Raw genomic sequence first — 18,922 nt, 5'->3', positions numbered from 1 at the left:
ATCACCTATACTAGTAGCTTATGATAAATTTGAACGGAGAAAATAAATGTTTGTAGATCAAATAAAAATTGAAGTACGGGCCGGTAAGGGTGGCGATGGAATGGTTGCATTTCGTCGCGAAAAGTACGTCCCAAACGGTGGCCCAGCCGGTGGCGATGGTGGACGTGGGGGCAGTATTGTCCTGCGGGTCGATGAAGGGTTAAGAACCTTAATGGACTTCCGATATCATCATATTTTTAAAGCCACGGATGGTGGTAAAGGTATGATTAAGCAAATGACTGGTCGTAGTGCCGAAGATACAGTGATCTCTGTACCTCAAGGAACTACGGTTCGAAACACGGCTACTGGTATCATCATGGGCGATTTAGTCGATGCAGGCGATGAATTAGTCGTTGCTGCTGGTGGTCGTGGTGGTCGTGGTAATATTCGCTTTGCCAGTCCTAAAAATCCAGCGCCAGAAATTGCTGAAAATGGTGAACCTGGAGAAAAGTTAGAAATAGAACTTGAATTGAAAATGCTGGCTGATGTTGGGTTGGTTGGTTTTCCATCAGTTGGCAAATCAACATTTCTGTCAGTGGTCACGGGTGCAAAGCCTAAGATTGCGGAATATGAATTTACCACGTTGGTTCCAAACCTGGGGATGGTTAAACTAGATGACGGTCGTGACTTTGCCATGGCTGACTTGCCTGGATTAATTGCTGGCGCTTCAAAGGGTGTTGGACTTGGTTTACAATTCCTACGTCACATAGAACGTACGCGAGTAATTTTGCACATGGTTGATATGAGTAATGAAGATGAAGACCAGGCGATTACACGTTTTAAAGCAATTAATGCTGAATTAGCGAGTTATGATCCCGAATTGTTGAAACGTCCACAAATTGTGGTAGCCACAAAAATGGACTTACCTAACTCAGCTGATAATTTGGCAATCTTTAAGCAACAATTGGCAGCAGATGATTCGCTTGAAGTCAAACCTGTCCTGTTCCCAATTTCTGCGATTACCCATCAAGGAGTCGCTGAATTGTTACAAGCAACGGCTAAGTTATTAGATGAAACTCCATCCTTCTTGATGAAAGATGATGCAGATGAAACAGTTTCTGAGCTCTACAAATTTGAAGAAGATGAAGCACCATTTGAAATCAATCAAGATGAATATGGTGTCTGGATTTTGACTGGTAATAAGATAGAACGCTTATTTGACATGACTGATTTAGATCATGAAGAAAGCGCAATGCGGTTTGCTCGTCAACTGCGTTCAATGGGTGTTGACGAAGCATTACGTTCGGCCGGGGCAGAAACTGGCGACACCGTTCAAATTCGGAAATTTACTTTTGATTTCGTAGAATAATCTGTGTACTTAGTATCGAATTAGCCTAATAAAATATTATTGTGGTCTAATCGATATCCAAATAAACGGGTATCTGTGTCTTGATAGTAAAAATGTTCGTCTGGATTTAATTGTGAAACCCGCGCTTGAAATTGATTCAAGGTGAGTGGTTTCAATTTGAGATTTGTAATCAAAATAATTTGGCCCGTTGGACCTAAATTTAATTCACTAATTGGATGGCTTTGGTGATTTATTTCGACATAAATAATGTGCGAACCGGATAGGTCGGCTGTTGATGTGTTGAAGTCAATTAATCGCATAAGTTCCTCCAGTTAGTGTTTTTGATTGCATAAACTATGCTAAAATTATTATAGTGATGTATTCGTAATAGCACAATAAAATGTGTATAGAAAGTAGTCAATAAATTATGCAAATTGAATTTTTAGGTACCGGTGCCGGGTCTCCCAGCAAGCAACGAAATGTGACTAGCATAGCTTTACGCTTACTAGAAGAAAGAAACTCGGTGTGGTTATTTGACGTTGGTGAAGCCACACAACATCAAATTTTAAATACCACAATTCGTCCACGAAAAATAGAAAAAATCTTTATTACTCATCTGCATGGTGATCATATTTTTGGTTTACAAGGGCTGTTGAGTTCACGTTCGTTTCAAGGTGGGGATGAACCACTCACTATTTATGGACCAACGGGGATTCAAAAATATGTGAAAACTAGTTTATCCATTAGTGAATCAAAACTAAGTTATCCATTAAACTTTGTGGAAATTTCAGATCCGGGCATTGTTTTTGAAGATGATACATTCAAAGTTGAGTGTGATCATTTAGACCATAAGATTGAATGTTTTGGATATCGAATCACTGAAAAAGACCATCCAGGTGAATTGTTAGTCGATAAATTACGGGCGGCTGGCATTCCTTCAGGCCCATTGTATGGCCAATTAAAAGCGGGTAAAACTGTGGAATTACCAGATGGCCAAATTCTAGATGGAAATGACTTTATAGGACGCCCACAAAAGGGTAGAATTGTAACTATATTAGGTGACTCTCGAAAGACAGAAGCCAGTGTTGTTCTAGGCAAAGATGCGGATGTTTTAGTGCATGAAAGTACGTATGGGAAAGGTGAGTCTAAACTTGCCAGAAATCATTACCATGCAACTAGTGTGCAAGCCGCAGAAGAAGCGAAAAAAGCTGGGGCACACAAGTTGTTATTGACTCATATTTCTGCAAGATATATTGGCAAGGATGCGTATGAATTAGCTTATCAAGTTCGAGACATTTTTGCAGATACCCGTGTTGTTAATGATTTTGATATTTTTGAAATTCCATTTAAAGGATAAATTCTAATAGAGGTGACGAATCATGTTAACGTTATATCAGCTAAAAGCATTGCGTTCCTTGAAAAATAAAATCGTATTAATTACTGGTGGTTCAAGTGGTATTGGTGAATCAACCGCCTATGAGGCAGCTAAACGTGGTGCAATTGTCGTCGTAGTGGCTCGTAATTTACGTAAGTTGGAATATGTTTCTAGAAAATGTTTAATTTTATCTGGTCGTCCTGCGTTTGCCTTCAATGCAGATTTAACGGATCCAGATCAAATTGATGATGTGTTAGCTCGAATCAAACGTGAAGTCGGTAGTGTTGATATTTTGGTCAATGCCGCTGGCTTTGGTGATATGTCACCGATAATTGAAGAGTCCAGAAAACGAATGCAAAAAATGGTGCAGTTGAATCTATTGGCCTTGATGTATTTAAGCCGACAAGCAGCACGACAAATGTTGAGTCAAGGATTTGGCGCGATTGTTAACATTGGTTCAATTGCAGGCAAAATTCCAACTCCGAATAGTAGTGTTTATTCGGCAACTAAAGCAGGTGTAATCAGTTTTAGTAATATTCTCCGGATGGAAGTTGCTGATTACGGTATCCAAGTCCTGACTGTTAATCCTGGCCCAGTGGAAACTAAGTTTTTCGACAAAGCTGATTCTTCTGGTGGCTACCTTAGCCATTTGCCAAGTGGCATGGTGTTAGACTCAACCACAATTGCCAAACGGATTTGGGGTAGCATTGGTTATCCAGTTCGTGAAATTAATATTCCATGGTACTTTAACTTTGCTATTTGGGGATATCATATTGTACCTGGTCTTGGTGATTGGGCAATTAAAAAGTTCTTTGACTATAAATAAGTAGAGCTGAGTGAATCGGGAACAATTGAGTACTAGCAAAGGATATGAAATGGCTCAAGGAGCCATAAGTATTCAAGCTAGACGGAGATTGTTGATTCAGGAAGCCGATAAAAAAGTAGAGCTGAGTGAATCGGGAACAATCGGAGTTTCAATCGAAGCTCCAATACATAAATAAGAATGGTGGGAAATTTAGTGTTAGAATCGCAATTTAATTGGAAATTACCTGAGGTTTCTGAACCGGATGTGGCAAAGAAACTGCAAGACCAGTTTAAACTCACACCCACCATTAGTAATATCTTAGTAAATCGAGGATATACCTCAAGTGAAACAGTTGAAAAATTTTTAAATCCGCAAATTGATGACATCTATTTACCAGATGCATTGCATGATATTGATAAAGCAGTTGAACGAATTCGTCAATCAATTGAAAATGGTGACAAAATTACCATTTATGGTGATTATGATGCTGACGGGATTACGAGTACTTCAGTCATGTATGAGGCTTTGATGACCGTTGGAGCAAACGTAAGTTACTATGTTCCAAATCGTTTTACTGATGGTTACGGTCCCAATGTGGATTCGTTTGGCCGATTAATCGATAGTGGCACTCAGTTATTTGTCACGGTTGATAATGGAGTTTCAGGAAACGAGGCAATTCGGTTTGCTAATGAACGTGGTGTTGATGTGGTTGTCACAGATCATCATGAGCTACCTGAAGTATTACCTGACGCGTTTGCAATTGTTCATCCACGTTTTCCTGGAACTGATTATCCATTTGGCGATTTATCTGGCGTTGGAGTGGCTTTTAAAGTTGCTTGGGCATTGCTTGAAGAATTTCCGAGTGAATTACTAGATCTCGTTGCGATTGGTGAAATTGCTGATTTAGTCTCAGTAACGGATGAAAATCGTATCTTAATTACGTATGGTCTCAAACAACTACAACAGGGGATGCGTCCTGGTCTTCATGAGTTGGTTAAATTAGCCGGCGTGAATGAACAAAATTTAAATGAAACCAATATTGGTTTTGCAATTGCGCCAAGACTGAATGCATTAGGACGAATGGACGATGCTAACTTGGGCGTAGAGTTACTCACAACGTTAGATGATGATCGAGCCGTTGAATTAGCGGCAATGGTTGATCAATTGAATCAACAGCGGCAAAAAATTGTTGCTGATATTACTAAAGAAGCACTTGAAATGGCTACTGCAGATTACAACCTTGATCACCAAACTTTGGTGATTGCAGGTCAAGGGTGGCACGAAGGCGTTCTTGGTATTGTGGCCAGCCGAATTGTGGAAAGTACCAATAAACCAACTTTAGTACTCAATATAGATGAAGAAACTAACATTGCTAAGGGTTCTGGAAGAAGCATAGAAGGTTTTGACTTATTTTCAAGTATTAATGTCGTTCGTGATATTACAACTTCGTTTGGTGGTCATCAAATGGCGGTCGGTATTTCACTTAAAGATACTGAGCTAGATAATTTACAGATTGCCTTAGAAAAAGCGGCGGATGAAGCCAATTTAGCTGGCCAACCCAAACGGGTTTTGAAAGTAGCAGCTAATGTTACCCCAGATGATTTAAATTTGGAATTGTTTTACCAAATTGAACAGCTAGCACCATTTGGAACGAATAATCAACGTCCAGTGGTCATGCTAGAAGACACTGCTATTGACAATGCTAAATCGATGGGCAAAACAAATGCCCATTTGAAATTTGAAATGGTCGGTGACAACAGCAAGGTAAACGCAGTGGCATTTAATCGTGGTGATTTAGTTGATCAAATCACGGCCAGCAAGGATAAAATATCTATTGCGGGCACGTTAGATGAAAATGAATGGCGCGGCAACAAAAGTGTTCAATTGATGGTCAAGGATTTATTAGTGAGTGGGACTCAAGTCATTGATCAACGAACTAATCATCTATCGGAAGAATTGTTTGAATTCTCTGGTCAGTATTTATTTTTTAATCATGATTTAGCTGCGCAACTAACAAATTATATTGATGCTAAATCAATCATTTTTGCGGATGAAATTACTAGTGAAATTCAAATTGAAACTTTGACGATTGTTGATTGCCCGGTCAATATTGCGGATATGAAACATGTATTGGAAATCACCAATGCACCATCAATTATTCGAGTGCTGTTTTATGAAAAGCATAGCGTGTACCTCAGTGGCATGCCAACCCGAGAAGAGTTCGGCAAACTGTTCAAATTTGTGCAATCGCATCAAAATGTAAACTTGAAAGCACAGTTGAAATTACTTAGTGATTATTTGAAGATCAATCAAGATAAGTTAATTTTCATGATACAGGTGTTTTCTGAAGCCGATTTTGTTAAAATAGAAGATGGTTTGCTCAATCGGGTTGATAACCCACAAACTGTTGCGCTCGAAGAAACAAATCGATTTAAGCAACGACAAATCCAAATGGAAACTGAACGTGAATTAATATATAGTGACTCGACAGATTTAAGAAAATTAATCATTTCAGCTGTCCAAAAGCACTAAGGGAGAATATGAAATGGCATTAGATTTAAAAGACTACATCGCAAGTATTCCAGATTATCCGGAACCAGGGATTATCTTTCGAGATATCTCACCATTAATGGCAAGTGGTGAAGCTTATCAACAAGCCACCAATGCAATTGCAAAATTTGCACGGGACAAGCAAGTTGAAATGATTGTTGGACCTGAGGCACGAGGGTTCATCGTCGGCTGCCCAGTTGCATATGAATTGGGTATTGGATTTGCGCCAGCTCGTAAAAAGGGGAAATTACCTCGTGAAACGGTCAGTGCAACTTATGCTTTGGAATACGGTACGGCCGAATTGCAACTTCAAAAGGATGCCATCAAACCAGGTCAACGTGTATTAGTCACGGATGATTTGCTTGCGACTGGTGGAACAATTTCAGCTACAATTAAAATGGTTGAAGAACTTGGTGGAATTGTCGTAGGAACTGCTTTTATTATTGAGTTGACTGATTTAAAGGGTCGAGAAAAAATTAAAGACTACGATATGTTAGCTTTGCTAGAATATAGCGGCGAATAATTTATTGAAAACTAAAAAAGCATTTGCGGTTGCAAATGCTTTTATCGAATAAATTAGAATGATTTACCAGTGAATTTGTTGGCAGGTAGTTCATCGAAGTTGTAGGTTTTAAGTTCTTCGATTGATTTGGTGTAATAATGTCCAGCTTGGCTAACCATTAAGTTCAGGTTTTCGTCTAATTCTTGTAATAAGATGAGTGGTTTGTTGGCATGATAGGCATAGCCAATTTCAAATGCGGTTCCACTATCAACATTTTCATGGATGAAATCTGTAACGGCGACAATGACATCGGCACGGTCAATTTCTTCCACATCATGGTTGAAAACACCTTTGGCCCATTGTGGAGAGCCATCATTAATGTTATCATCATTCTCGTCAGATAGTCTTGGACTAAAAAATTGATTCACCGTTGGATTTTCACGTAGAGCACTTTCAACTTTCGATACTCGATCAATTTGTTCATCACTAAAAAATGGACCTGCAAGGTAAATATTTTTCATAAGGACGCTCCTTTAAAATAAGATAATTCTATTGTAGCGAAATCAAGAGCAGTACACAATTAGGAGTTTAATAAAAAAATATCTAGGGGGATTTAAAAATGATTTTATTTGTAATAATTGGTGGATTGATGTTAATTATGAGTATTTTTTATCTAGTTAATTCAATTCAACAATATGGTACTTGGATGTGGGCAACGTTTATGACTGTTTTAAGCATTGTAATTGTTGGCGTTGGTGTTTGGGGGATGTGGCCAAAATGGACCGGTCAAGAACAAACAGCTGGTTCTGCAGCAAAATCAGCAGCTAGTTCTGCTGCCAAAAGTCAAAATACCTCTTCAAATAGTTCTGCTGCAGCTTCAATTGCAGCAACTGGAAAAGCTGGTTTAACCGGCCAAACTTCCGAACAAACTGCAGCCACTGCCCAAAAAAATGTGTTAACCCAATTAAAAAAGAATTTTAAATCATTTGGTTCAGTGACATATGATGAAGATAGCAAAACCTATTTTATTACACCAACAGATGATAATACTGTTAAAAGCTTAAATTATATCGTTCAAGATCCTACACAGGCAGATGCTGCTGGTTGGAGTACTTTAACAGGCAGCATTGTAAAAATATCTAAGCAATTGAAATCAGCCATGGGTGCAGGATATTCTTTGACGGTTACCAAACCGGCAAGTACTGAGCCGATGTTTACCGCTAAGGATGGAAAGACCACTTATGATATTGCTAATCAATAATCACTAGGCTAAAAAATGGCCAAAATAAATAAGGATTCAGAAAGTAAAATTTACTTTTCTGAATCCTTATTTAGTTGGTGATGTAAAACAAACTTTTAATCTCGGCTCTTTTTGACTAACAAACTAGTTAGGTAATAACCTAAGCACATAATGATTAAAAGTGGTAAGGTGGTTCCCAGAATTAAATCTAATTTTTGAACATATGAATACAACATGAAACCGATAATCCACCAAACAAAACTGATCCAAATTGGTAATTTTCTTTTGACTAAGAAGAAGGTAGCAAAGATAATCGCAAATAGTGGGGCGAACACCGCACCAATCGTGTACAAGAAATTTTGATAATAAGTCATTGAAATGAAGATGGCAATTAGTAAACCAATCAAGGTAATAATGATTGCAGTTAGATTAGTTTTGAAGTTAGGAAAAATATTTTTAATGTTAGTAGCCGCAGAATAAGCGTCCATGAAAGTTGTCGTAACCGTCGAGAAAACAATGATGAGCAACGCTAAGATACCTAAATTCGAGTGTGCTAGCACGGTGGCAAAGTCAGATTCACCGGTGACAATGACTGTGACCAAGCCGATTATAAACATAATACAACTACCAATAAAATAACCAGCCGAACTGACAAAACTGTCTAGGAACGGGCGTTTAGATTGTTGGGTGTAATCACCAATTAGTGGTAACCAGGAAAGTGCCATGGTGACATTTAGTTCGATAGCACTCCCAAAAGTCATCGATGCGGATGAGGGTGTAGCAACTAGCTGACCGGCGTCAAAGATTGCCCAAATTATTAGTAAGGATCCAATAGCTAATAAAATAACGACGATATTGTTAATTCTAAATAGCCAATCATGATTGAATAGCAACCAAATAATAATTAAGGCAGCGATGACAATTGAGACAAGTGCAACGGAATGAAAACCAAATAGATGCTTGGTAATGCCATTTACAGAAAGTTGTGCATTGACTATCATGACCGCAGTCCAGCCTAGTAACTGGAGTGCATTTAAAAATGAAAATATCAGGATACCAATTTTACCAAAGGCAATATCTGCGACCTGAATAGCAGATTTACTTTGTTTTGCAGAGATGTAAGCGGCGGGTAGTAGAAAAATAAAGCAGCCAATTAAGTGACCAATGATAATGGCGGTTAATCCAAGCCCGATGCCTAATGGTGCTATCAATGTACCCGTGACAATTTCAGCAATTGAAATGGCTGCACCCAGCCACAATAAAAATAATCCTCTTGATTTAGTTTGTTCCAATGAAACGTCCTCCAAAAATAATAGTATTACTTAGTTTTAATCCCGATGATACGTTCGAACAGCTGGTGGGGTATAACTGACCATAAAAGCATAAATTTCGTCCAATGAATCTGAGAAAAATAGTTTGTTGCGGTCTGTTTCTGCCAAAAAGCCGTTGATTGTCATCTCATCAAACATGTTTATTAGTGAATCGTAATAGTGATTCACGTTCAGAAAAGTAACAGGAGTTGAATTATCGCCAATCACTGCCCAAGAAAAGGCTTCAGAAGCTTCCTCTAGCGTTCCAGGACCACCGGGTAAAGTTATGCATCCATCAGCAGATTCAAGCATACGGGCCTTTCTAATGGACATATTATCGACAATTTCAAGTTCAGTTAATCCTTTATAGGCAACTTCGCGTTTAAACAACTCTTCAGGCATAATTCCATGCACCGAACCGCCAGCGTCTAAGGTGGCTTGGGCTAAAATACCCATTAAGCCAACTCCACCGCCGCCATATACCAAACCGATACCTTGATCAGCCAGCCATTGCCCAACTTGCATAGTAGTTTCTTTAAATTTAAGATTATTTCCTTCAGATGCGCCACAATAAATGGCAATATTATTAATAGTGTTCATAATTCACGACCAATCAAATGTATTTGTTAATGTGTTCAGTGTATAATAACCATGAATAGATAATCAAGATAGATGAGTGGAGAATTTATATGAAAAAATATGAAACAATCGATGAATACCTTGACGATTTACCTGAAATGGAAAAAGAAGTGTCACAAATCATGCGTGAGTTATTTCAAGATGCAGCACCAGATGGCACTGAAACTATTTCATACAATATGCCAGCCATCAAAATAGATGGTAAAGTCATTGCTTATTTTGCACCGGCCAAAGGGCACTTGGGCTTTTATCCAACTGCAGAGCCCATCGAACATTTTAAAAATGAATTGACTAATTTTGAGACCACTAAGGGGACTATCAAAATTCCTTATAATTTACCGTTACCAGCGGGGATGATACGAGAAATTATCGAATATCGAGTTAATCAGATTCAAAATAAATAGGAACAATCATACATGTTTGTATGATCGTTCCTTTTTTAGGCTCTATACTTTTTAGCGTGGAAGGTTAACAACCTCTACGCTTTTTTATGTACATTCTAAAAATCCGTAAAAAAAGACACTAGTTTATACCTAGTGTTACACTTTAAGAGTGCGTAAAATATCTTGTGTAAATGCATAAAAGATTTCTGAATTGTATAGAAATAGGGAATGCCTTCCCTTATGATATTTAGTAATCACAGAAATTATCGCTGCACTAGCCCAAAAGCAAGATTTGGACGAAGTTTTTCGTCACCACCTCAAAATTGCGATTAACCAGCTGCTTCAAACCGAATTGGCAGAGTTTTTGGGTTACGAACGCTACTCATACGCTGGGATTAACACTGGTAATAACCGCAACGGTAGTTATGAGTGCTCGTTTGATACGAAGTACGGCCAACTTAACTTAACCATTCCTAGAGATCGCAATGGCCGGTTTGAAAATCATACCTTGCCAGCCTACGGTCGGCACAGTGATAATTTAGAAACAACGGTCATTCAGTTGTATACCAAGGGAATTACCACTGCTGAAATTGCCGAACTTATTGAGAAAATGTACGGTGCTCACTACTCCAAAGCCACGGTTTCCAACATGACTAAAGCCGTCAATGAACAGGTTCAAGCTTTCCAGCAACGTCGACTGGCTTCACAATATGCGGCCATCTTCTTAGATGCCACTTACTTGCCGTTAAAGCGGGATACCGTTCAAAAAGAAGCCGTTCATATTGCGATTGGCATTCGTCCAGATGGTACGAAAGAAGTGCTGAACTACCAAGTGGCGCCAACGGAATCGACTGGAATCTGGACTGAACTGCTGGGAACCTTGATCAAGCAGGGCGTTAAAGATGTGCTGTTGTTTGTGGCCGATGGGTTAGTTGGTTTGGATGAAGGCTTGAATCGGCATTTCCCTAAAGCCAAACGACAACGTTGCCTGGTTCATGTTGGGCGGAATCTGATGAACAAAGTTCGCGTAAAAGACCGCAAGGCCGTGATCAGTGACTTTAAACAAGTTCATCGGGCCGCCAACCGTGAAGCAGCCGAACTGAAACTGAATGAGTTCGCCAACAACCGGCATCAGACCTATCCCAAATTAATCAAAGATCTGCTTAAAATGCCGAATTTACTCACTTTCATGGACTTTCCACCAGCTATCCGGCAATCACTATACTCCACTAACCTGATTGAGAACTTTAATAAGCATCTCAAGCGCACCACCCACCACAAAGAACAATTTCCAACGGAAGATTCACTGGATTGCTTCCTGGTTTCTCAGTTTAATGTTTATAACGAGAAGTCTCTGAAGCGGATCCACCGAGGGTTCAAAGGACTCCAGGACACCTTGGAAGCATCATTTATTTAAGTTAGATACATATTATATGTACGAAGGCATTTCATTTACACAAGATTCTTGACGCTACCGATAAAAGTGTTGTGAAACGAAAAATCAAGCATTCAATATTTTTTATTTTTTGAAGAAAATCTGAACCACTTTGTTACATAATAAAAAAATGGTTTCGCAAATAAGACTTTCATATCGGTTGTAACCTTAGTAACAGTATACCATCAGTAGGGCTAAATATTACCGTTTTTGATTATTAAAACAGTTAAATGAAAATTGAAAATATGCAGATTTATTAATATCTTGATAAAGATTAGTTAAACGCATAAATCTGTAGAGTACGTTAACAGTCCCATTAAATAATTAATTAAATAATTTTTGTGATAGGTTGATAATTTAAGAAAACGCAAACAAAAGCGCGGTAACGCCGTCCTTATTTATAAGCCAATCAATCGGGAATTTGAGTGTGATATTGACTGGATTAAAAAAACATACTAAACTGATTTATCAACTGCAAAATTTTTTTATAAATAAATACATTAATAATCCATGAAAAGATGATAATCATATGGAAAATTAATGTGAATTATTGTCGATATTTATTGAACTCTGTTATTTAAGCCGAATTCTTGCTATACTATCTACGGTACTTTTGTACTTACGAAGAAAAATCGTTGGTGGTTCGTAACCATCCCACCATATAAAAAACTAGGGGGAATTAAATATGGAAAAGGCTCAAAGTAAGTCGACAGAGATTGCTAAAATTGGCATTGTCGCAGCTTTGTATGTAGCGGTGACAATGGGCATAGCACCGTTAAGTTATGGAGCAGTTCAATTGAGATTGGCTGAAGGGTTTAATCATCTAACAGTTTTTAATAAACGCTATATTGCGGCACTCACCGTCGGTTGTGCGATTGCTAACATTACCTCGCCACTAGGCATCGTGGATGTAATCTTTGGGGCGTTAGGTACTTTAGTGATGACTTCGATTAGTTATTGGATTGCTAAGCATATCCAAAATCCAATTTATAAAATGACTGTCAGCACAGTTGTCTGCACGATCTTTTCATGGAGCGTTGCGCTTGAATTAAATATTGTTAGTCACTTACCATTTTGGCCAACATATTTAACGGTTGCATCTGGAGAACTCATTTCATTGTTGGTCGGAATGGTTATTTTTACCGCACTATCCAGACGGATAGATTTAAGTAAATAATTAATGAGGAATAAATATGACATTTGAAGAAATACTACCCCAAATAAAAGCTGGTCAAAAAGTAATTCGTGACAGTTGGACTGGGTCAGAACTATATATTTATGAAGTTCAACAACCATTAGAAAATGGTGAAGCAGTAGATCCATATTTTTTAATTAAAACCAAAGAAACACCTAGCTTATCAATGTTCCAACCAACAGTTTGCGATATTTTAGCGAGTGATTGGAAAGTAGTTGAATAAATATGTTTGAAGATTTGAAAGGTAAAAAAGCGATTGTCACCGGAGCGGGATCTGGCATTGGCTTAGCACAAGTTAAGGCTTTGCTTAGTCAAGGTGCGATGGTTTGTGCAATTGACATCGACATCACCCCAGAACTTTTACAATTAAAGTCTGAGTTAGTGTCAATAATCAAAGCGGACTTATCGGTTGAAACTGAAGTTAAGCGTGCCGCAACAGATGAATTAGCTAGATTAGCTGGTTGCGATTTGTTATTGAATACTGCGGGGATTTTGGACAATTATGTCACTACGTTGGAAACAACTAGTGAACTATGGGACAAAATTATGAATACTAATTTAAAATCGCAATTTTTAATGGTGAATCAGATTCTGCCGGTGATGCTGCAACAAACCCATGGGGTTATTTTAAACATGACATCAATTGCTGGCATGGTGGCAGGTGGTGGCGGTGCTGCGTATACCGCGTCGAAACACGCTATTATTGGCTACACCAAGCAACTTGATTATGATTTTGCGGCACAGGGAATTCGGGCTAATTGTATTGCTCCGGGTGCGATAGATACCCCAATGAATGCTGCTGATTTTGCTGGTGATGGGGCGATGGCAAAGCAAGTAGCTGCTGAAACACCTGCCAAACGTTGGGCGCAACCAGAAGAAGTTGCCAACCTTAGTTTATATTTGCTGAGTAATGTATCTGATTATGTTCATGGAACCGTGGTGCCAATCGATGGAGGTTGGACCGCAAAATAAAATGCTAATCGTCTTTGTGATTAGCATTTTTTTGTGCATCTAAATGTTGATTTAATTTAGTTAATTCTTGCTTAATTTCGGAGTTTTCTTTACGGATGGTTTCTAATTCGGTCATCAGTTCATCCATGTCTTTTTGATCAGTTTCTTCGGCAAAATAACTGGTAATAGAACTCGTTAGCACCCCAATAAAACCAATCCCTAATGACATCAGTAAAATTGCGGCCAGCCGACCAACACCGGTATGAGGTGAGATATCACCATAGCCGACGGTGGTCACAGTTACGATGGCCCACCACAGAGAGTCTACGAGGGATGCATTTTCAGCCACCGCATACAAAACGGCTGCGAAGAACACAATTGCTAGTGATGAATAGAAAATATAAATTAGTCCATGAGCATTAAAAAATTTGCTAAAGTTTTTTTGCATCTTACCGGTTAGTCCAATTACTCGTAATAGTCTCAGTAATTTCATCGCTCTGAGAATGTGTGTCACACGCATGACTCGACTGAGTCGGAAGAGTGAGAAGAAGGCATCAAAAGGAATAATGGCTAATAAATCAAAAATATTTTCCCGAAAGAATTTACGTTTATTGGTAGCTAAAAATAGGCGGACGAAGTAATCAATGGCAAATAAAATTAAGATACCCCAGTCAATTGTTGGATCATAAACAATTGGCATAAATTCATAGATATGTTCAGAGAATAATTTGTAGTATAAAACATGGTTTTCATTAAATAGGTTCATTAAGAACATCCGCTTGTCCAAATCAGTTGCTTTCGATGATAGTTGCGCATAAGTTTGAGAAACCTGTTGGTCTAAAGTTTGAATGGCTGGAGGCAAGATACCATTTAAGTTATATTTTTGACGTTCTTCTTTTGTAAAGGCAGTGCCTTTGTTTAGAAATGGGTTATTAATTAATTGTTGTGGTGTGTATTTCATGAATAGTTCCTCCGATGTCTTATTTAATTTACGCAAGCAGTATAAAACGCTGAAAAATTTATAGTCAAACCACTAAAGTATGATAAAATATATTTATATGACTAGACGGGATAACGCTCACATGAACACGCGAGATTTAGAATACTTTAACAAATTAGTTGAATTAAAAAATTTTTCTCAAGTTGCCAAGTTTTTTGCTGTGACTCAGCCAACCATTACCTTTTCATTGAAACGGTTGGAGGATTATTTTTCGATTCAGTTAATTAATCGCGATCAAAGCCATGGCCAGTTGTCTGTGACGGAGGCGGGGAATCAGCTATTTGAGCGTTCAAAAATTATTACTGGGCAATTAGAACTAGCACGAACTGAGTTAGCCAGGGTACGCCAACATAAATTGAAATTAGGCATGCCACCAATTATTGGTAGTTATTATTTTCCAAAAATTGCCAGCGAGCTGGTTAAACAAAATTTAATGGACGTTGTCGATACTAAAGAAGGTGGCTCTGATGATTTGTTTTATCAGATGCGTTCGGGAGATTTAGATATTGCATTGCTCGGATCGACAGGACCTAAAATTGCTGAGGATATGGACATTACTCAAATCATGAGTGTTCCATTTACGATTGTTGTTGATAAACAACACCCGCTAGCCCAATTACCTGAAGTAGCCTTTGCGGATTTAAAAAAATATTCGTTTGCTTCGTTGGCGGAAGGATTTGTGATTGTTCAAGCTTTTGATTGGTTCGTTAAAAATGCTCAAATGCAACCAGAGGTACTGTATCGAACCTCAGATGTAGCCATGCTTAAAAAGATGATTAAAGAACGGGTTGGAATTGGCTTTTTGACTGAAATTGCAGTTACGCCCGAAGATGATTTAGTGACAATTCCGTTAACAGACAAGAATCAGCCGGAATTTATTATTTCGGTCTTTAATCGCAAAAACCAAGTGTTAGAAAATGATTTACTCAAATTAAAAAATGTATTAGTACAAACCAAATAAGATGAGGATTGAAAATGAAAGATAGAAGTATTCCAGATGTATTTTGGAAGCGCGGTAAACAAATTGTTAATAATGGGGATGTTGATATTGATGAAATCGATTATTCGAATAATTTGGTGCGTGCTACAGTCATCGGTACATATCGCTATGAAGTCACGATTAATGAAAATGAGGTGCAAAAAGACTTTTGTTCGTGCCCATATTTCGCAGAACACGGTTACTGCAAACATATTGCAGCAGTGATTGAATTTTTGGCTAAATATGGAAATCCAATTGAACATTTATTTGAAGGTGAACCTAAAAATGTCCTGCGTGATATCGTGCAAAACAAGAATGCAATTGATTGGGTTCCAGAAACTAAGCACTCTAATGGTTTATCTTTCTTATCAGATATCAAATATACAGAACAAGATGCTTTCAAATTACCAAATGTGGATGAAAGTGACGAGCCATTGATGTTGGAAGTGACTTTAGCCTTAGGCGGAATTAGTCATGATGATTATGACCTCGATGTCGGACGATTGTTTATTAAGTTAAGAATAGGCAGTCGTAATGATCAAAAATTTTATGCGATTAAGAACATCGACAGTTTTTTAGATGATTTCAATCAACAAGCTATCTATCAAACTGGTGGGAAAAAACGATTTTCGTTAAATCAAAGTAATTTTAATGATGTAGATAAAGCATTTTTGATCTTTTTGTCAGCACATCAGCGAGATCAAAATTTTGAATCTAGTCAGTTTGACAAAAATCAATACTATTTAATTACACCTGAAAATCTTGAAGCCACCATTAATGTCGCACAACAGGTGGATTATTTTTTGTTTCTTTCAATCAATGAAAGTGAATATGATGCTGTTCAATATCTGCCTTACGACGTAAATAGTGGCTTATTTAGTGCTAATGTGACCAATGATAAAGATGGATATGATTTAAAGATTGATGCACAGTTTGATTTAGAGTTAGAAGACGATAATGCTTTATTGATGGATGATGTGATTTATTATACTGACCATCAAACGGCTTCCAAAATTAAAGACATTTTGTTCCGCTACCGACAAAATACGCACCATCAATTCGGCGGAATTGGGGTACCAATGGAAGTTGACGCGAGTTTACATTTTCCAATTGGTAGTGAACGTGCATTGATTGATTTTATTAAGTATTTTCAGCAGGTCGGCACAGTTATTGTGCCAGACGAATTGACAATTAGCCCAATGGAACCACAGTTTAATTTGGATATCGATAATAATTTTATTCAACTGGGCTTGGAATTTAATTATCAGTCAGCAGAGGGCACAACCACTATTCACCGAGATGATATCAAGGAGGGGATGGCACGGCAGTATCTAGCTCGCTTGAACTTTGTTGGAGACGATGACAATTATAGTTTGAACGTGATGAGTGGGGACCAAATGTATGACTTTGTTACTCGACAATTACCTAATTTACGTGAAAATGGAGTGGTTGAGTTAAGCAATCGGCTGGATAAAATATTGTCAGAAATGAATTTGGCCAATCCCAATATTAACGTTTCGGAAGATGATGGGTTGTTATCAGTTCGATTTACAATTGACGGCATCAATGAAAATGATGTCGATGCGATGTTGGATCAATTAGAGCATAATCAAAAACCATTTGTACAACGTCAAGATGGCTCAATCATGTTAGTGGATGATTCACTGCGTAAAATTACTGCAGTTTTAACTCAATTAAGAGCTGGTCATGATAAATTCGAGTACGGTGAAATTAAAATTGCGGCAGCGCAAGCGATAAGCGTTCAAGCGATGTTAGATGATACTGCTGACTTTGATGAAAAGTTTAAACATCTGGCGCAAGACTTAGCTCATCCTGATCAGTTTGATTATCCGATTAAAGCAAAGGTCCAGGCAGATTTGCGCCAATATCAAAAAGACGGTATTCAATGGCTTGAAATGTTAAATGAATACCATTTCGGTGGTATTTTAGCTGATGAAATGGGACTGGGGAAAACCGTCCAGATGATTGCCTTTTTGTTGAATAATTTGGTTTCGGAACGGGTGAATTTAATTGTTGCGCCAGCATCATTAACCTATAACTGGCAAGCCGAATTTGAAAAATTTGCACCAAGTATGTCTGTGAGTGTGGTTGATGGCTCCAAATTAGAACGGCGCAAAATTATCAATGAAAGTAATAGTGAAGTATTAATTACTAGTTACAACAGCGCCCGTGCTGACATTGCCGAATATCAGCAACTTAATTTGGAATATTTGGTGTTAGATGAAGCGCAATTTATCAAGAATTCAACCTCAAAAACTAATCAAGCTTTGCGTAAATTGACACCACGGAATGCATTTGCTCTTTCGGGTACGCCAATCGAAAATCGAATTGAAGAATTATGGGCGATTTTTGAAGTAGTCATGCCAGGACTTTTACCAAGTAAAAAAGCCTTTAAGCATTTGGCACCGGCCGAAGTTGCACTTCGAGTCACGCCATTTATTATGCGACGAGAAAAAAAGAAAGTGCTGACAGAGTTACCAGAAAAAGTGGAGTCGAACCTATATAATGAGTTAACTAAAGAGCAAAAAGCAGTTTATTTAGCTCAGCTCAAGCAAATGCAGGTCAAAGTGAAGGGCATGTCTGGAGATGCATTTGTCAAAAACAAAATTGAAATTTTAGCTGGCTTAACGAGATTACGACAAATTTGTGATACACCAGCACTTTATTTGGACGAATACAATAGTGATTCTGGCAAAATCAATCAATTGAAGGAAATTTTACAACAGGCCAAGGACAATGACCGACATGTGCTTATTTTTTCTCAATTTACAACCATGCTTGATGAAATTAAAACCGAATTGAATGAACTAGGCTTAGATTCTTATTTATTAAAGGGTGATACTAAACCCAAAGAACGGTTAGAAATGGTCAATCAATTTAATGATGGCGAAAAGAGTATCTTTTTGATTTCGCTCAAAGCTGGTGGGACCGGATTGAATCTGACGCGTGCTGATATGGTTATTCTGGTTGATTTATGGTGGAATCCAGCGGTTGAGGATCAAGCAACTGCGCGAGCACATCGAATTGGCCAGAAAAACAATGTGGATGTCTTTAGACTAATCACCAAGGGGACGATTGAAGAACAAATTTTCAAACTGCAAGAAAAGAAACGCAACTTTGTGGATCAAGTTTTGAGTGGAACTGAAAATAAGGCTTCCTTGTCTGAAGCAGAGGTCAAAGAAATCCTAGGAATTGAATAGTTACGCTACA

18 protein-coding genes and 1 riboswitch are annotated in these 18,922 nt (G+C 38.1%); of the genes, 13 read left to right on the top strand and 5 right to left on the bottom strand.

Annotated elements, in window-relative coordinates; all coding sequences use genetic code 11:
- Window positions 1-46 precede the first annotated feature (46 nt).
- The gene (obgE, locus tag F0161_RS07375; RefSeq protein WP_150204206.1) at window positions 47-1,348 is read left to right on the top strand and encodes a GTPase ObgE; all 1,302 of its coding nucleotides are present in this window, start codon (window positions 47-49) and stop codon (window positions 1,346-1,348) included.
- A 20-nt stretch (window positions 1,349-1,368) separates the two neighbouring features.
- Here obgE and F0161_RS07370 read toward each other — a convergent pair whose 3' ends face one another.
- Window positions 1,369-1,647, bottom strand: a complete 279-nt coding sequence (locus F0161_RS07370; RefSeq protein ID WP_137602434.1) for a hypothetical protein — start codon at window positions 1,645-1,647, stop codon at window positions 1,369-1,371.
- 107 nt (window positions 1,648-1,754) lie between these two features.
- Here F0161_RS07370 and rnz point away from each other — a divergent pair, with 107 nt between their 5' ends.
- The 4 genes from rnz (at window position 1,755) to F0161_RS07350 (ending at window position 6,580) form a co-directional block, all read left to right on the top strand.
- Window positions 1,755-2,684 carry a ribonuclease Z gene (rnz, locus tag F0161_RS07365; protein WP_150204205.1) on the top strand — a complete coding sequence of 310 codons (930 nt, stop codon included), beginning with the start codon at window positions 1,755-1,757 and terminating at the stop codon, window positions 2,682-2,684.
- 22 nt (window positions 2,685-2,706) lie between these two features.
- A complete protein-coding gene (locus F0161_RS07360; RefSeq protein ID WP_137602432.1) occupies window positions 2,707-3,528 on the top strand; it encodes an SDR family NAD(P)-dependent oxidoreductase in 822 nt (273 codons plus the stop codon).
- A gap of 192 nt (window positions 3,529-3,720) precedes the next feature.
- A complete protein-coding gene (recJ, locus tag F0161_RS07355) occupies window positions 3,721-6,039 on the top strand; it encodes a single-stranded-DNA-specific exonuclease RecJ (protein WP_150204204.1) in 2,319 nt (772 codons plus the stop codon).
- Window positions 6,040-6,052: 13 nt separating this feature from the next.
- Complete coding sequence (locus F0161_RS07350; protein WP_137602430.1) at window positions 6,053-6,580, top strand: adenine phosphoribosyltransferase; 528 nt, start codon at window positions 6,053-6,055, stop codon at window positions 6,578-6,580.
- A 53-nt stretch (window positions 6,581-6,633) separates the two neighbouring features.
- Here F0161_RS07350 and F0161_RS07345 read toward each other — a convergent pair whose 3' ends face one another.
- Window positions 6,634-7,080 (bottom strand): nucleoside 2-deoxyribosyltransferase, encoded by a 447-nt coding sequence (locus tag F0161_RS07345; protein ID WP_150204203.1) that lies wholly within the window; start codon window positions 7,078-7,080, stop codon window positions 6,634-6,636.
- Window positions 7,081-7,178: 98 nt separating this feature from the next.
- Here F0161_RS07345 and F0161_RS07340 point away from each other — a divergent pair, with 98 nt between their 5' ends.
- Window positions 7,179-7,820: a DUF308 domain-containing protein gene (locus F0161_RS07340; RefSeq protein ID WP_137602428.1), complete on the top strand. Its 642-nt coding sequence runs from the start codon at window positions 7,179-7,181 to the stop codon at window positions 7,818-7,820.
- A 95-nt stretch (window positions 7,821-7,915) separates the two neighbouring features.
- On the opposite strand, the gene cytX is transcribed toward F0161_RS07340, so the two are convergent.
- Both cytX and F0161_RS07330 read right to left on the bottom strand, forming a co-directional pair.
- A complete protein-coding gene (cytX, locus tag F0161_RS07335; protein WP_150204202.1) occupies window positions 7,916-9,091 on the bottom strand; it encodes a putative hydroxymethylpyrimidine transporter CytX in 1,176 nt (391 codons plus the stop codon).
- A gap of 36 nt (window positions 9,092-9,127) precedes the next feature.
- Window positions 9,128-9,709, bottom strand: coding sequence for an LOG family protein (locus tag F0161_RS07330; RefSeq protein ID WP_318635329.1), 582 nt, complete (start codon window positions 9,707-9,709; stop codon window positions 9,128-9,130).
- A gap of 89 nt (window positions 9,710-9,798) precedes the next feature.
- Here F0161_RS07330 and F0161_RS07325 point away from each other — a divergent pair, with 89 nt between their 5' ends.
- The 5 genes from F0161_RS07325 to F0161_RS07305 all read left to right on the top strand — a co-directional run bounded on the left by F0161_RS07325 (window position 9,799) and on the right by F0161_RS07305 (window position 13,733).
- Window positions 9,799-10,152 carry an iron chaperone gene (locus tag F0161_RS07325; RefSeq protein WP_150204201.1) on the top strand — a complete coding sequence of 118 codons (354 nt, stop codon included), beginning with the start codon at window positions 9,799-9,801 and terminating at the stop codon, window positions 10,150-10,152.
- A gap of 232 nt (window positions 10,153-10,384) precedes the next feature.
- The gene (locus F0161_RS07320; protein WP_150204200.1) at window positions 10,385-11,548 is read left to right on the top strand and encodes an IS256 family transposase; all 1,164 of its coding nucleotides are present in this window, start codon (window positions 10,385-10,387) and stop codon (window positions 11,546-11,548) included.
- Window positions 11,549-12,198: 650 nt separating this feature from the next.
- A riboswitch (PreQ1 riboswitch) is annotated at window positions 12,199-12,245 on the top strand.
- Window positions 12,246-12,251: 6 nt separating this feature from the next.
- A complete protein-coding gene (locus F0161_RS07315) occupies window positions 12,252-12,743 on the top strand; it encodes a QueT transporter family protein (protein ID WP_150204199.1) in 492 nt (163 codons plus the stop codon).
- A gap of 16 nt (window positions 12,744-12,759) precedes the next feature.
- The gene (locus F0161_RS07310) at window positions 12,760-12,984 is read left to right on the top strand and encodes a DUF2829 domain-containing protein (protein ID WP_137602424.1); all 225 of its coding nucleotides are present in this window, start codon (window positions 12,760-12,762) and stop codon (window positions 12,982-12,984) included.
- A gap of 2 nt (window positions 12,985-12,986) precedes the next feature.
- On the top strand, window positions 12,987-13,733 hold the full coding sequence (locus F0161_RS07305) for a 3-oxoacyl-ACP reductase (RefSeq protein ID WP_137602423.1): 747 nt from the start codon (window positions 12,987-12,989) through the stop codon (window positions 13,731-13,733).
- Window positions 13,734-13,737: 4 nt separating this feature from the next.
- Here the strand turns inward: F0161_RS07305 and F0161_RS07300 are convergent, their stop codons facing one another.
- Window positions 13,738-14,673 (bottom strand): ion transporter, encoded by a 936-nt coding sequence (locus F0161_RS07300; RefSeq protein ID WP_225423094.1) that lies wholly within the window; start codon window positions 14,671-14,673, stop codon window positions 13,738-13,740.
- Window positions 14,674-14,752: 79 nt separating this feature from the next.
- On the opposite strand from F0161_RS07300, the gene F0161_RS07295 reads away from it, so the two are divergent.
- Both F0161_RS07295 and F0161_RS07290 read left to right on the top strand, forming a co-directional pair.
- Window positions 14,753-15,673, top strand: a complete 921-nt coding sequence (locus tag F0161_RS07295) for a LysR family transcriptional regulator (protein ID WP_225423092.1) — start codon at window positions 14,753-14,755, stop codon at window positions 15,671-15,673.
- Window positions 15,674-15,687: 14 nt separating this feature from the next.
- Window positions 15,688-18,912: an SNF2-related protein gene (locus F0161_RS07290; RefSeq protein ID WP_150204198.1), complete on the top strand. Its 3,225-nt coding sequence runs from the start codon at window positions 15,688-15,690 to the stop codon at window positions 18,910-18,912.
- Window positions 18,913-18,922 lie beyond the last annotated feature (10 nt).

The sequence above is a fragment of the Paucilactobacillus nenjiangensis genome (genome assembly GCF_008632615.1).
Classification (GTDB): domain Bacteria; phylum Bacillota; class Bacilli; order Lactobacillales; family Lactobacillaceae; genus Paucilactobacillus; species Paucilactobacillus nenjiangensis.
The sequence above is the reverse complement of the archived record's forward strand: the minus strand, read 5'-3'. Positions and strand labels throughout refer to the sequence as shown.